The organism is Pseudomonas sp. MSSRFD41 (assembly GCF_014230245.1).
Classification (GTDB): Bacteria; Pseudomonadota; Gammaproteobacteria; order Pseudomonadales; family Pseudomonadaceae; genus Aquipseudomonas; species Aquipseudomonas piscis.
In genome coordinates this window covers 352,410-365,525 of sequence record NZ_JACKZK010000002.1, presented here as the reverse complement: position 1 = coordinate 365,525, position 13,116 = coordinate 352,410, and the positions used below count along the sequence as shown (strand labels likewise).

Annotated in this window: 11 protein-coding genes; 4 read left to right on the top strand and 7 right to left on the bottom strand. The window is 63.6% G+C overall.

The features are described 5' to 3' along the window. Nucleotides 1–109: 109 nt before the first annotated feature. The 3 genes from H7A76_RS05290 to H7A76_RS05280 form a co-directional block, all read right to left on the bottom strand. Nucleotides 110–1,246 carry a branched-chain amino acid ABC transporter substrate-binding protein gene (locus H7A76_RS05290; protein ID WP_185697529.1) on the bottom strand — a complete coding sequence of 379 codons (1,137 nt, stop codon included), beginning with the start codon at nt 1,244–1,246 and terminating at the stop codon, nt 110–112. Nucleotides 1,247–1,608: 362 nt separating this feature from the next. Further along, nucleotides 1,609–2,889, bottom strand: coding sequence for an NAD(P)/FAD-dependent oxidoreductase (locus tag H7A76_RS05285; protein WP_185697528.1), 1,281 nt, complete (start codon nt 2,887–2,889; stop codon nt 1,609–1,611). A gap of 74 nt (nt 2,890–2,963) precedes the next feature. Beyond that, complete coding sequence (locus tag H7A76_RS05280; RefSeq protein ID WP_312026236.1) at nt 2,964–4,454, bottom strand: aldehyde dehydrogenase family protein; 1,491 nt, start codon at nt 4,452–4,454, stop codon at nt 2,964–2,966. A 170-nt stretch (nt 4,455–4,624) separates the two neighbouring features. On the opposite strand from H7A76_RS05280, the gene H7A76_RS05275 reads away from it, so the two are divergent. The 3 genes from H7A76_RS05275 to nadE all read left to right on the top strand — a co-directional run bounded on the left by H7A76_RS05275 (nt 4,625) and on the right by nadE (nt 7,691). Continuing rightward, nucleotides 4,625–5,518: a LysR family transcriptional regulator gene (locus H7A76_RS05275; RefSeq protein ID WP_185697526.1), complete on the top strand. Its 894-nt coding sequence runs from the start codon at nt 4,625–4,627 to the stop codon at nt 5,516–5,518. Nucleotides 5,519–5,645: 127 nt separating this feature from the next. After that, nucleotides 5,646–6,860, top strand: a complete 1,215-nt coding sequence (gene pncB, locus H7A76_RS05270; protein ID WP_185697525.1) for a nicotinate phosphoribosyltransferase — start codon at nt 5,646–5,648, stop codon at nt 6,858–6,860. Nucleotides 6,861–6,863: 3 nt separating this feature from the next. After that, nucleotides 6,864–7,691: an ammonia-dependent NAD(+) synthetase gene (gene nadE, locus H7A76_RS05265; RefSeq protein ID WP_185697524.1), complete on the top strand. Its 828-nt coding sequence runs from the start codon at nt 6,864–6,866 to the stop codon at nt 7,689–7,691. 56 nt (nt 7,692–7,747) lie between these two features. Here the strand turns inward: nadE and azu are convergent, their stop codons facing one another. Further along, nucleotides 7,748–8,194 (bottom strand): azurin, encoded by a 447-nt coding sequence (gene azu, locus H7A76_RS05260; protein ID WP_185697523.1) that lies wholly within the window; start codon nt 8,192–8,194, stop codon nt 7,748–7,750. 350 nt (nt 8,195–8,544) lie between these two features. Here azu and H7A76_RS05255 point away from each other — a divergent pair, with 350 nt between their 5' ends. Then, nucleotides 8,545–9,132, top strand: coding sequence for a TIGR00730 family Rossman fold protein (locus H7A76_RS05255; protein ID WP_185697522.1), 588 nt, complete (start codon nt 8,545–8,547; stop codon nt 9,130–9,132). 33 nt (nt 9,133–9,165) lie between these two features. On the opposite strand, the gene H7A76_RS05250 is transcribed toward H7A76_RS05255, so the two are convergent. The 3 genes from H7A76_RS05250 to H7A76_RS05240 all read right to left on the bottom strand — a co-directional run bounded on the left by H7A76_RS05250 (nt 9,166) and on the right by H7A76_RS05240 (nt 13,029). Then, nucleotides 9,166–9,627: a hypothetical protein gene (locus H7A76_RS05250; protein ID WP_185697521.1), complete on the bottom strand. Its 462-nt coding sequence runs from the start codon at nt 9,625–9,627 to the stop codon at nt 9,166–9,168. Then, nucleotides 9,624–10,508 (bottom strand): NAD synthetase, encoded by an 885-nt coding sequence (locus tag H7A76_RS05245; RefSeq protein ID WP_221775132.1) that lies wholly within the window; start codon nt 10,506–10,508, stop codon nt 9,624–9,626. The genes H7A76_RS05250 and H7A76_RS05245 overlap by 4 nt, the downstream gene beginning before the upstream one ends. Nucleotides 10,509–10,731: 223 nt before the next feature. Beyond that, nucleotides 10,732–13,029 carry a YgiQ family radical SAM protein gene (locus H7A76_RS05240; protein WP_185697519.1) on the bottom strand — a complete coding sequence of 766 codons (2,298 nt, stop codon included), beginning with the start codon at nt 13,027–13,029 and terminating at the stop codon, nt 10,732–10,734. Between the last annotated feature and the right edge of the window lie 87 nt (nt 13,030–13,116).

The following is a 13,116-nucleotide window of genomic DNA, read 5'->3' as shown; positions in this document are numbered from 1 at the left end:
GATCACCCATCCGCGCAACACGTCCGTTGTGCAGCTCTACGAGAAAAGGCAAGTACTGCACGAGTACGGGCCGATACCGGGGGCCGGTATCGGTCCGTGCGGACTCATGTCACTTCTGTTTTTCCAGCTGGTGGTATTTGCCGTCCTTGTCCCACTGGTAGACCACGTAGTCGGAGACCTTGAGGTCGCCCTTGGCATCCCAGGCCTTCTCGCCCATCACGGTCTTCACCGGATTGGCCTTGAGCCACTTGGCGGCGTCCTCGCCCTTGTTCGACTTGGCGCCATTGAAGCCGGCGGCCAGGGCCTGGATCGAGGCGTAGGCGTACAGGGTGTAGCCCTCGGGCTCGGTGCCGGCCTTGCGGAAGGCGTCCACCACGGCCTTGCTGTCCGGCAGCAGGCGTGGGTCGGCGCCGAAGGTCATGTACACGCCATCGACGTACTGCGGGCCACCGGCGGTGGTCACCAGTTCGTCGGTGACGATACCGTCGTCGGACATGAACTTGACGTCCTTCAGGCCCTGCTCGCGCAGTTGGCGCACCAGCGGGCCGGCCTCGGGATGCAGGCCGCCGAAGTACACCACGTCGGCACCGGCGGCGCGGATCTTGGTGACCACGGCACTGAAGTCCTTCTCGCCCCGGGTCAGGCCCTCATACAGCACCGGGGTCACGCCGCGCTTGGTCAGCTGCGCCTTGGTGGCGTCGGCCAGGCCCTGGCCGTAGGTGTCCTTGTCGTGCAGCACCACGACCTTCTTGCCCTTGAGCACATCGATGATGTAGTCGCCGGCCACCACGCCTTGCTGGTCGTCACGCCCACACATGCGGAACATCGCCGACAGGCCGCGCTCGGTGACCTGGGGGTTGGTGGAGCCCGGAGTGATGGCAATCACCCCGGCGTCGCTGTAGACCTCGGAAGCCGGGATGGTCGACGAGGAACAGAAGTGCCCGACCACCCCGGCCACCTTGTCCTGGTCCACCAGGCGGTTGGCCACCGCGACCGCCTGCTTGGGCTCGCAAGCGTCGTCGCCCTTGACCAGCACGATCTTCTCGCCGTTGACCCCGCCCTTGGCGTTGATTTCGTCAGCCGCTGCCTGTGCACCCTTCATGTACTGCTCGCCAAATGCCGCGTTGGCGCCTGTCATGGGACCCGCTACGCCGATCTTCAGGTCGGCTTGAGCAAACGCAGAAACACCCAGCGCAGCTGCCACTGCGAGGGCCAGGAAGCCTTTCTTGTAAAACGTCTGGGACATGAGGTGATGCTCCAAGGTTTTTTTAGTTGGCACTGCGACTTACATCAATGCTCAGAGCAAGCGCCGTGCCAGTGGTTTTTTATTCTTAGAAAAGTCGCTGTCTTATTGTTATTTCGACTGTTTCGAGCCCATTTTCATTGGGCGTGCAACCGTCTAAACCGCGGAAGGTAAAACCCTGTCTTCCAGTGGGCGCAACCCACTCGTGCCATCATTGCAACCGCGACACAATTCAACGTGCAACCCTCTTGTAACAGCCTGCGTCACCGAACTGCACACCACTGGTGCGCAACTGCTACGAGCCGCACCACTACAGGCTAGTCGCTGCATCGAAAAGCGTCGTCAATGGCTGCGCATTTCCTCATTCAGATAACGATTCGCAGGCATTGGCCGGCGTGGTAGAGAGAGAACCCGGCCTCATACAGGCAACTGCGCAGGGCCGCGCCAGGCAACGGCTGCATGGGCGCAAAGGGGATCGGCAAGGCCTGCGGGTCGCCATTGCACAGGTAGTCGGCGAAAGCCTTGCCGACCACGGTGCCGGTGGTCACCCCGCGGCCGTTGTAACCGGTGACGGCCACCAGCCCCGGGGCCGGCTCGAACAGGCGCATCAGGTGGTCGGGGGTGAAGGCGATGCAGCCGGTCCAGGTGCATTCCCACTCCACGGGCTTGAGGTAGGGGAAATAATGCTGCTGCACCCGGTCGGCCCAAGCCTTGAGGAACCACAGGGGCTTCTGGTCGCCATTGCCCAGGCTGCCCAGCAGCAAGCGGCCCTCGGCATCCCGGCGGATGCTGCTCAGCACCTGGCGGGTATCCCAGGAACCCTGGCCACCGGGCAGGATCTGCTGGGCAGCCTCTTCGGTCAGCGGCACCGAGGCCACCTGGTAGTAGTAACCCGGGAAGAAATTGCGCCGCAGTTCGGTCCAGTCGCCCTCGGTGTAGGCGTTGGAGGCGATCACCACCTGCTCGGCCAGCACCGAGCCCTGGTCGGTCTGCACCGACCAGCGCTGGCCCTGGCGCTCCAGGCGGGTCACCGGCGAATGATCGAACAGCCGGCCGCCCAGGTCGGCCGCCTTGGCCAGGCCACTGACATAGGCCATGGGGTTGAGGGTCCCGGCCCGGCGATCGAGCAAGGCCGCGGAGATCTTCCGGGTCCCGGTGGCGGTTTCGCAGGCCGCGCCGGTGAGCAATTCCACCGGCGCGCCACGGCGCTTCCATTGCTGCTCGCGGCTGCGCAGGTCGGCCTCGCCCCGGGCGTTGTGGGCCATATGCAAGGTGCCTTCGCGGCGCAACTGGCAATCGATGCGGTACTTGTCCACCAGGCTGAACACCAGCGACGGCGCCGCACCGAGCATGCGATTGAGCCGGCTGCCGATCTGCTCGCCGAAACCGGCCTCGATCTCGTCCGGTGGAATCCACATGCCGGCATTCACCAGGCCGACGTTACGCCCCGAGCCCCCCTGCCCGGCACGCTGGGCCTCCACCACGCAGACCCGCTTGCCCTGCTCCAGCAGATGCACCGCCGCCGACAAGCCGGTGAAGCCGGCGCCGATGATGCAGACATCCGCCGTCTGCTCGCCCCGCAGTGGCGCGTGGTCAGGCCGGTGCGGAGTCAATCGTTCCCATAGACATTGTTCTTGTAGTGCCATCGCCAACTCCGAAATCAACCCACATGGACCAACCGCCCCTGGCACGCCCGGCTGGCAGGCGTGCCGCGCGGGGCTTAGTCGAAGGTAATGCCCTGGGCCAGCGGCAGCTCGCGGGAGTAGTTGACGGTATTGGTCTGGCGACGCATGTAGCCACGCCAGGCGTCGGAGCCGGACTCGCGCCCGCCACCGGTTTCCTTCTCGCCACCGAAGGCGCCACCGATTTCCGCACCGCTGGGGCCGATGTTGACGTTGGCGATGCCACAGTCGCTGCCCACCGCCGACATGAAGCGCTCGGCCTCACGCACATCGGTGGTGAAGATGCACGAAGACAGGCCCTGGGGCACGGCGTTGTTCAGGCGCAAGGCCTCGTCGAAGTCCTGGTAGCCGATCACGTAGAGGATCGGGGCGAAGGTCTCGCTGCACACCACGTCGCTCTGCTCGGGCATTTCCACGATCGCCGGCGACACGTAGTAGGCGTTGGGGTACTGGTCCTGCAACTGGCGCTGGCCACCGAACACCCGCCCGCCCTCGCTCAGGGCCTGCTCCAGGGCGTCCTGCATGGCCTCGAAGCTGTGCTTGTCGATCAGCGGGCCGACCAGGTTGCCTTGCAGCGGATGGCCGATGCGTACCTTGGCATAGGCGGTCTTGAGGCGAGCGACGATCTCTTCCTTCACCGACTCATGGGCAATCAGGCGGCGCAGGGTGGTGCAACGCTGGCCGGCGGTGCCGACGGCGCTGAACAGGATCGCGCGCACGGCCATGTCCAGGTCGGCGCTGGGCCCGAGGATCATGGCGTTGTTGCCGCCCAGTTCGAGAATGCTGCGGGCGAAGCGCGCGGCGACCTTGGGCGCCACTTCACGGCCCATGCGGGTGCTGCCGGTGGCGCTGACCAGGGCCACGCGGGGATCGTCCACCAGCGCCGCGCCGGCATCGCGCCCGCCGATGATCACCTGGCTCAGGTATTCGGGGGCGTCATGGAAGTTCTTCAGCACCCGCTCCAGCAAGGCATGGCAAGCCAGGGCGGTCAGCGGAGTCTTCTCCGAGGGCTTCCAGATCACCGGGTTACCGCAGACCAGGGCCAGGGCGGCGTTCCAGGACCAGACCGCCACCGGGAAGTTGAAGGCGCTGATCACCCCCACCACTCCCAGCGGATGCCAGGTCTCGCGCATATGGTGGCCGGGGCGCTCGGAGGCGATGGTCAGGCCATAGAGCTGGCGCGACAGGCCGACGGCGAAGTCGCAGATGTCGATCATCTCCTGCACTTCCCCCAGGCCTTCCTGGGTGATCTTGCCGGCCTCCCAGGACACCAGCTCGCCGAGGTCGGCCTTGTGCTCGCGCAGCACCTCGCCGAATTGCCGTACCAGCTCGCCACGGCGAGGGGCCGGGACGTTGCGCCAGAGGGCGAATGCATGCTCGGCGCGACTGACCTGCTGCTCCACTTCGGCGGCCCCTTGCCAGTTCACCGCGGCGATCCGGCTGCCGTCGATGGGCGAATGCACAGGGTGTGCGCCCGACTGGTAGAGGGCCGGGTTCACGCCCAGACGATCAAGCAATGCGGTAACCATGGGTGACTCCTTACAAGTGGCAAGCGAAAGACCAGGACCGCCGTGGCGGTCGTCGAGACCTGTAGTTGTAGCTGGCCGCAGACTTGCCAACAAACGACCTTTAAGCGAGATATCATTCCGTTTATTCATGCTGGAGCGGTACCCGGCACCGATAAGAACAAGGACAAGCCATGCTGAACAAACGCTACCTGCCGTCGATCACGGCCCTGCAATGCTTCGAGGCCGTGACCCGGCACCTGAGCTTCACCCGCGCGGCCGAGGAACTGAACCTGACCCAGAGCGCGGTGAGCAAGCAGGTGGCGCAGTTGGAGGAACTGCTCCAGCACTTGTTGTTCCGCCGCGTGCGCCGACGCCTGCAGCTGACCCCGGCCGGCGACCTGTACCTGGTGGAGGTGCGCAAGATCCTCACCCAGGTGGAGATGTCTACCCACTACCTGCGCTCCTACGGCGGCGAGACCGAAGTGCTGCGGGTCTCCACGCCCTATACCTTCGGCGCGCGCTGGCTGGTACCCCGGCTCAAGGGCTGGCGCCTGCGCCACCCGCATATTCACCTGGACCTGTGCAACGAACAGGAACCCGACGAACTGCTCCAGGGCCATAGCGACCTGGCGTTCTACTTCGGCCAAGGCGCGCGCCCCGGCACCGAGAGCCTGAAGCTGTTCAGCGAGGAACTGGTAGCGGTATGCGCTCCCGACAGCCTGCCGGCCGCACCGCTGACCGATCCCCGGCAACTGGCCGACCTGGTGCTACTGCAGAACGCCTCGCGGCCCCAGGGTTGGCACGAGTGGTTCGAGCAGCAGGGCTACCAGACCGAGCACAGCTACCATGGCCCGCGCTTCGAGACCTTCTACATGTGCATCCGCGCCGCCCAGGTCGGCTGCGGCGTGGCCCTGCTGCCACGCTTCCTGGTGGAAGAGGAACTGGCCGAGGGCAAGCTGGTGATCGCCTGGAAATACGCCATGCCCAGCCAGGATGCCTACTACCTGGCCTACCCCGAGCATGCGGCGGAAGTGCCCAAGGTTCGCGATTTCGTGCGCTGGATGCTGGAGCGGATCGATCCGTAGCCCCCGACTTCAGCCCCGGACCGAAAAAACACTGGCAAAGCCCAGGACGTCTATGCGCCACTAGCGCCTTCACTGAAAGAGCTGAGCGCCGCACCCGTCAGTCGCGGCCAGCATGGAGATTCCCGTTATGAGCGAGAGTGTATTTGCCGATCGCATCGTGCAGAACCTGCTCGACACCGACTTCTACAAACTGACCATGATGCAGGCGGTGCTGCACAACTACCCCAACGCCGAGGTGGAATGGGAGTTTCGCTGCCGTAACAGCGAGGATCTGCAGCCCTACCTGGCGGAGATCCGCTATCAGTTCGAGCACCTGGCGGAGCTGAGCCTGAGTCCTGACCAGTTGGGCTTTCTCGAACGCATCAGTTTCCTCAAGCCGGATTTCCTGCGCTTTCTCGGGCTGTTCCGCTTCAACCTGCGCTACGTGCACACCGGCATCGAGAACGGCGAGCTGTTCATCCGCCTGCGTGGCCCATGGTTGCATGTGATCCTGTTCGAAGTGCCGATGCTGGCCATCATCAGCGAGGTGCGCAATCGCTACCGCTACCGGGAAGTCCAACTGGTGCAGGCCCGCGAGCAGCTGTACCGCAAGTTCGACTGGCTGACTGCCAACGCCAGCAGCGAGGAATTGTCCGAGCTGCAAGTGGCGGATTTCGGTACTCGCCGGCGCTTCTCCTACCGAGTCCAGGAAGAAGTGGTGAATGTGCTCAAGCACGATTTCCCCGGGCGTTTCGTCGGCACCAGCAACGTGCACCTGTCCCGCGAGCTGGGCATGAAGCCCCTCGGCACCATGGCCCATGAATGGATCATGGCCCACCAGCAACTGGGGCCACGGTTGATCGACAGCCAGATCGCCGCCCTCGATTGCTGGGTCCGCGAGTACCGGGGCCTGTTGGGCATCGCCTTGACCGACTGCATCACCACCGATGCTTTCCTGGGCGATTTCGACCTGTTCTTCGCCAAGCTGTTCGACGGCCTGCGCCATGACTCGGGGGACCCGATCCTCTGGGCGGAAAAGGCCATCGCCCACTATCACAAGCTGGGCATCGACCCGATGAGCAAGACCCTGGTGTTCTCCGACAGCCTGACCCTGCCGCGCTCCCTGGAAATCTTCCGGGCGCTGCGCGGGCGGATCAACGTCAGCTTCGGCATCGGCACCAACCTGACCTGTGACATTCCCGGTGTCGAGCCGATGAGCATCGTGCTTAAAATGGCCGCCTGCAATGGCCAGCCCGTCGCCAAGATCTCCGACGAAGCGGGCAAGACCCATTGCAAGGATCCGAACTTCGTCGCCTATTTGCGCCACGTTTTCCAAGTACCAGCCCAACCTGGCAAGGAGTGAATCATGCAAGCCGTACAGCGTGAGATTGCGCAGCAGCTCAAGGTCCAAGCACCTTTTCCCGACCACACCGCCCTGGAAGCGGAAATCGCCCGGCGCGTGCGGTTCATCCAGGACTGCCTGGTCAATTCCGGCCTCAAGACCCTGGTATTGGGCATCAGCGGCGGGGTCGACTCGCTGACCGCCGGCCTGCTGGCCCAGCGGGCCATGGTCGAGCTACGTGCCAGCAGCGGCGACCAGCGCTACCGCTTCATCGCCGTGCGCCTGCCCTACGAGACCCAGTTCGACGAACATGACGCCCAGGCCGCGGTGGACTTCATCAACCCCGACGAGCGCCACACGGTGAACATCGGCCCGGCGGTCAAGGCCCTGGCCAATGAAGTGGCGGCCTTCGAAGGCCAGCACGCGGTATCCCGGGACTTCGTACTGGGCAACACCAAGGCGCGGATGCGCATGGTCGCCCAGTACACCATCGCCGGCGCCACCCAGGGCCTGGTGATCGGTACCGATCATGCCGCCGAGGCCGTGATGGGCTTCTTCACCAAGTTCGGCGACGGCGCCTGCGACCTGGCGCCCCTGAGCGGCCTGGTGAAAAACCAGGTGCGCGCCATTGCCCGGTATTTCGGGGCCCCCGAGTCGCTGGTGGAGAAGATCCCCACCGCCGATCTCGAGGACCTGTCGCCGGGCAAGCCGGACGAAGCCTCCCATGGCGTCACCTATGCCGAGATCGATGCCTTCCTGCACGGCCAGCCGGTGCGCGAGGAAGCCTTCAAGACCATCTGCGACACCTACCGCAAGACCCAGCACAAGCGGGTCATGCCCTTCGCGCCCTGAGCGCCAGGCACAAAAAAGCGCCCCGAGGGGCGCTTTTTCGTTGCAGCCGGGCCTGATTACTTCAGGATCACGGCGCCTTTCATCATCGAGTTGTGGCCTGGGAACGAGCAGAAGAACTGGTAGCTCTCGCCAGCGGTCAGCTTGGACACGTCGAAGGTCACCGAATCCTTTTCACCGGCACCGATGATCTTGGTGTGGGCGATGACGCGGGTGTCGCCTTCCTTCAGGTAGTTCTTGTCGATGCCTGCGGCCATGCCGTCGGCAGCGATGCCCGCCATGTCTGCGGTCTTGCTCAGTACCCAGTTATGGCCCATGACGTTCTTCGGCAGGCTGCCGGAGTGAGCCAGGTTCACGGTGAAGGTCTTGCAGCTCTTGTCGATGGTGATTTCCTTGGTGCTGAAGGACATCTGGTCGGTAGAGTCGACGTCGACCTTGCATTCGGCGGCCATCAGTTGGCTGCTGGCCAGTGTCAACAGGGATACCGCGACGAGTTTGGCAAACATGGTGAATCTCCAAGGCAGGGTTAACAAAATCCATCTGAATCCATGGGGGGCAAGACTGCCTGAATTTCTCGCTATTGCCTATGATTTGCATCAAGAAACTGTATACAACTCTCTGCTATCAGGCCGATCGAAACAATCAAGCAGCCAGTCCCCGGGACTGTCCCTAGAATCGCCGACATCACCCCATCGGAGCCTGGATCATGTCGCTCAACAGCCTGTTTCGCAGCTTGCTCGCCGCCTACGCCTGTGGTGCCAGTGGCACCCACGAGATGCCACGAGGCGACGCTTAATGCTTGGACGCAGCTCATCGAGCCTTTACCCTGAGGCGATCTTTGAGCTGGGAGCAAGACATGTCGTTAACTTCTGTCTGTGTATTTTGTGGCGCCAGCGCCGGCGCCAATCCTGCCTACCGTGAAGCCGCCCAGGCCATGGGCCGGGCCATCGCCGAACGCAACCTCACCCTGGTCTACGGCGGTGGCGCGGTGGGCCTGATGGGCATCGTCGCCGATGCGGCCATGGCCGCTGGCGGGGAAGTCGTGGGCATCATTCCGCAAAGCCTGAAAGACATCGAGATCGGCCACAACGGCCTGACCCGCCTGGAGGTGGTGGATGGCATGCATGCGCGCAAGGCACGCATGGCCGAACTCAGCGATGCCTTCATCGCCCTGCCCGGTGGCCTGGGTACCCTGGAAGAACTGTTCGAAGTCTGGACCTGGGGCCAGCTGGGCTACCACCGCAAACCCCTGGGGCTGCTGGAAGTGAATGGCTTCTACGAAAAACTCGGAGGTTTCCTCGACCATATCGTCGGCGAGGGTTTCGTCAGTACTGCGCACCGCCAGATGCTGCAGATCAACCAGTCGCCTGCCGGCCTGCTGGATGCCCTGAGCACCTGGCAACCTTCGGTCTCGGCCAAGTGGGTCGACTCAAAGCCGAGCTGAAGCCGAAGCCCCCGACAAGCGTCCCAAGCGGTATCAGGGGCGCTTGCGCTGCGGCTTCAACGACACCTTGAGCAACTGGCGCTGATGGCGAATCTCCAGCAGCTTTCCACGCATTTGCCGGTGACGCCGGCTGTTGAGCAACAGCAATCCCAGCAAGGGCAGCAACAGCCCCACCAGGTAGATGCCCTGGTGCGGATGGTATTGGAACATCGGCACCACCAGGACCAGGCACAGGGCGAAGTAACCGGCCACCAGCCACACCCCCCAGGCAATGCCGCGCACCACCAGCAGGTTACCCACCACCAGCAGCAGGATCAGCACCAGCAGGCCCAGGCCCATGTAGTCGTTGCTCTGCTCCGGCGCGATGCCGCGCCAGTAGGTGACTTGCGCCAGCGACAACAACAGCGATGCACTGAAGCAGCCCAGCAGCACCGTGAGCATGAAGGTCGGAAAATAGCGCGCCAGGAACTCGCGCATGTTGCCCCCGCCGATCATTCGTCGAACTCCTCGTAGAGCCCCACGGCCAGGGTCTTCGCCGTGCCCAGGTTACCGGAGCGGATGCTGCCGGTCGTGCTCAGGACCGCGCCCAGGGCATCTTGCATCTGTGTCAGGGTCGCGTGCCGGATCTGCGTCGTCGAATAGCGCTTGGGCAACCCGCCGGCCCGCTGCTGCAACTTCATCAACTTGGGAGTCAGGCTCGGGTCGCGCAGGCTCAACAGTTCCTTGGTCAGCCTGGCTCGCTCCTGGCGGTTGAGCCCCTTGAGCAGCTGGGTCCAGCTCTTGCCGGTGTTGGCCGCCTTGCTGGCCTTGAGCAGCTTGACCGTGGTCAGCGCGGAGCCCCCGACACCCACCAGGGAAATACCATCCAGGATCGGCGAAACAATGGCGTACCACTCGGCGTCGTCCATCCGGTCGTTGGCCGCCGGATCCTGGATCTCGTTGATCACCCGCGCCCCACCGATCACGCACTGGGCGGTCCCGGCCACCGCCGCCGACACCCCAAGCGCCACCATCCAGGCACTGGCGCCGGCGGTGAACGGCACGGCGACGCTGCCGCTGAACACCACCAGCCAGCCGATCACCGCGGCGGCACAGGACAACGAGGTGTTGAAGGATTCGGTGGCCAGGCGCGACTCGCGGGGGTTGTTCTTCACCTGGTCGACGAACTGCTGGGGCGCGATATACCTCTTCGCTTCCCGCAGGACCACACGCTTGGGGGTGATGCTGCAAATCGGCCTGAACTCACGCAGGGTGATCACATTGAAGTCGGCATCGATGTACACCACCCCCGCCCCGACGATCGATGAATCGCTATCGATGGCGGCGAACAGCCGTGGCAGGTTGAGTTGGCTTGCGATCCGCTGGCGGGCGAGCATCTGGGTGATGTTGAGGTCCCTGGTGACTCCGTCTATAGCGCTGGCCACGTGATTCGTCCTTGGTCTGGCGGTGGAGGGTTGCCTGATGGCTTGAGGCCACCTCGGCATGCACTGAATGAAGGTCGCCAACCTTAACAAAGCGCCGGGCTCTTGTTGCCCTGTGCCCGTTAAAAATCCGCAGGGAAAAGCCAGACGCCAGCTTCACGGCTGGCGTCTGGTCATATCAGCGCGGTACCACCGGCTTGCGAGCCGGTTTCTTGCCCTTGCCCTTGGCAGCGTCGGCACGCTCCTTGGCGGCCTGCTTGTTGCGGGCGAAGGCCGCGGCCTTGGCCTGCTCGCGCTTGTCCCAGGCGTTGCCGCCATCGCTGGCACGGGGCGGCAAGCCAGTGTGCTGGGTCAGGATCCGGGTTTCCTTGGCCACCTTGTGGCTGCCGGCCGGGGTCGAGTTCTTGCGCCGGGCGCTCTGGTAGCTGTCGGTAGATGGCTGGTGCGCCGGGATCAGCTGGTGCTTGCCCGAACCGATCAGGTCGCCGCGGCCCATGCGCAGCAGGGCCTCGCGCAGCATCGGCCAGCCCTTGGGATCGTGGTAGCGCAGGAATGCCTTGTGCAGCCGGCGCTGCTCCTCGCTCTTGACGATGGTCACGCCGTCGCTCTTGTAGGTGACCTTGCGCAGCGGGTTCTTGCCCGAGTGATACATGGCGGTGGCGCTGGCCATCGGCGACGGATAGAACGCCTGCACCTGGTCGGCGCGAAAGCCATTGCCCTTGAGCCACAGCGCCAGGTTCATCATGTCTTCATCGGTGGTGCCCGGGTGGGCGGCGATGAAGTACGGGATCAGGTATTGCTCCTTGCCCGCTTCCTTGGAGTATTTCTCGAACATCCGCTTGAAGCGATCATAGGTGCCGATCCCAGGTTTCATCATCTGGTTCAGCGGGCCTTCCTCGGTGTGCTCCGGAGCGATCTTCAGGTAGCCACCCACGTGGTGGGTCACCAGTTCCTTGACGTACTCCGGCGATTCCACCGCCAGGTCATAGCGCAAGCCGGAAGCGATAAGGATCTTCTTCACCCCTGGCAGGGCGCGGGCGCTGCGGTACAGCTGGATCAGCGACGAGTGGTCGGTGTTCAGGTTCGGGCAGATGCCGGGAAACACGCAGGACGGCTTGCGGCACGCGGATTCGATTTCCGGGCTCTTGCAGGCGATGCGGTACATGTTCGCGGTCGGGCCGCCGAGGTCGGAAATCACTCCGGTAAAACCCGGAACCTTGTCGCGGATTTCTTCGATTTCGCGAATGATCGACTCTTCGGAGCGATTCTGGATGATCCGCCCTTCGTGCTCGGTGATGGAGCAGAAGGTGCAACCACCAAAGCAGCCACGCATGATGTTCACCGAGAAACGGATCATCTCGTAGGCCGGGATTTTTTCCTTGCCATAGGCCGGATGCGGAATGCGCTGGTAAGGCATGCCGAACACGTAGTCCATTTCCTCGGTGGTCATCGGGATGGGCGGCGGGTTGAACCAGACATCGACTTCGCCATGCTTCTGCACCAGCGCACGGGCGTTGCCCGGGTTGGTCTCCAGGTGCAGCACGCGGTTGGCATGGGCGTAGAGCACCGGATCGTTACGCACCTTTTCCATGGACGGCAGGCGGATCACGGTCTTGTCCCGGGTCATCTTCGGGCTGGCCAGGATCTGCACCACCTTGGCTTCCTGCGGGTCTTCCACCGGCCCCTTTTCTTGCTCGATGGCGCAGGCGGCCGTGTCCTGGGTATTGACGTAGGGGTTGATGATCTTGTCGATCTTGCCCGGGCGGTCGATACGGGTGGAATCGACCTCGTACCAACCTTGCGGCGTGTCCCGGCGAATGAACGCGGTGCCGCGCACATCGGTGATGTCTTCGATCTTCTGGCCGTAGGACAAGCGCTGGGCGACTTCGACAATCGCCCGCTCGGCGTTGCCGTAGAGCAGGATATCGGCGCAAGCGTCGATCAGGATCGAGTTGCGCACCCGGTCCTGCCAGTAATCGTAATGGGCGATGCGGCGCAGGGAGGCCTCGATGCCGCCGAGGATGATCGGCACATGCTTGTAGGCTTCCTTGCAACGCTGGCTGTAGACCAGGCTGGCGCGGTCCGGACGCTTGCCCGCCAAGCCGCCCGGGGTATAGGCGTCGTCGGAGCGGACCTTCTTGTCGGCGGTGTAGCGGTTGATCATCGAGTCCATGTTGCCCGCTGCCACCCCGAAGAACAGGTTCGGCTCGCCGAGCTTCATGAAGTCGTCCTTGGACTGCCAGTTGGGCTGGGCGATGATCCCTACGCGAAAGCCCTGGGCCTCCAGCAGCCGGCCGATGATCGCCATGCCGAAGGACGGGTGATCGACGTAGGCATCGCCGGTGACGATGATGATGTCGCAGGAATCCCAGCCGAGCTGATCCATCTCCTCCCTGCTCATGGGCAGGAATGGCGCCGGCCCGAAACATTCGGCCCAGTACTTTGGATAGTCGAATAACGGCTTGGCTGCTTGCATGTCGATGACCGGTGTTGGCGCAGATAAGGACGCGCTGAATGACAGGGAAATTCGCGGGCGCGGAATATAGCACAAAAAATGACCAAT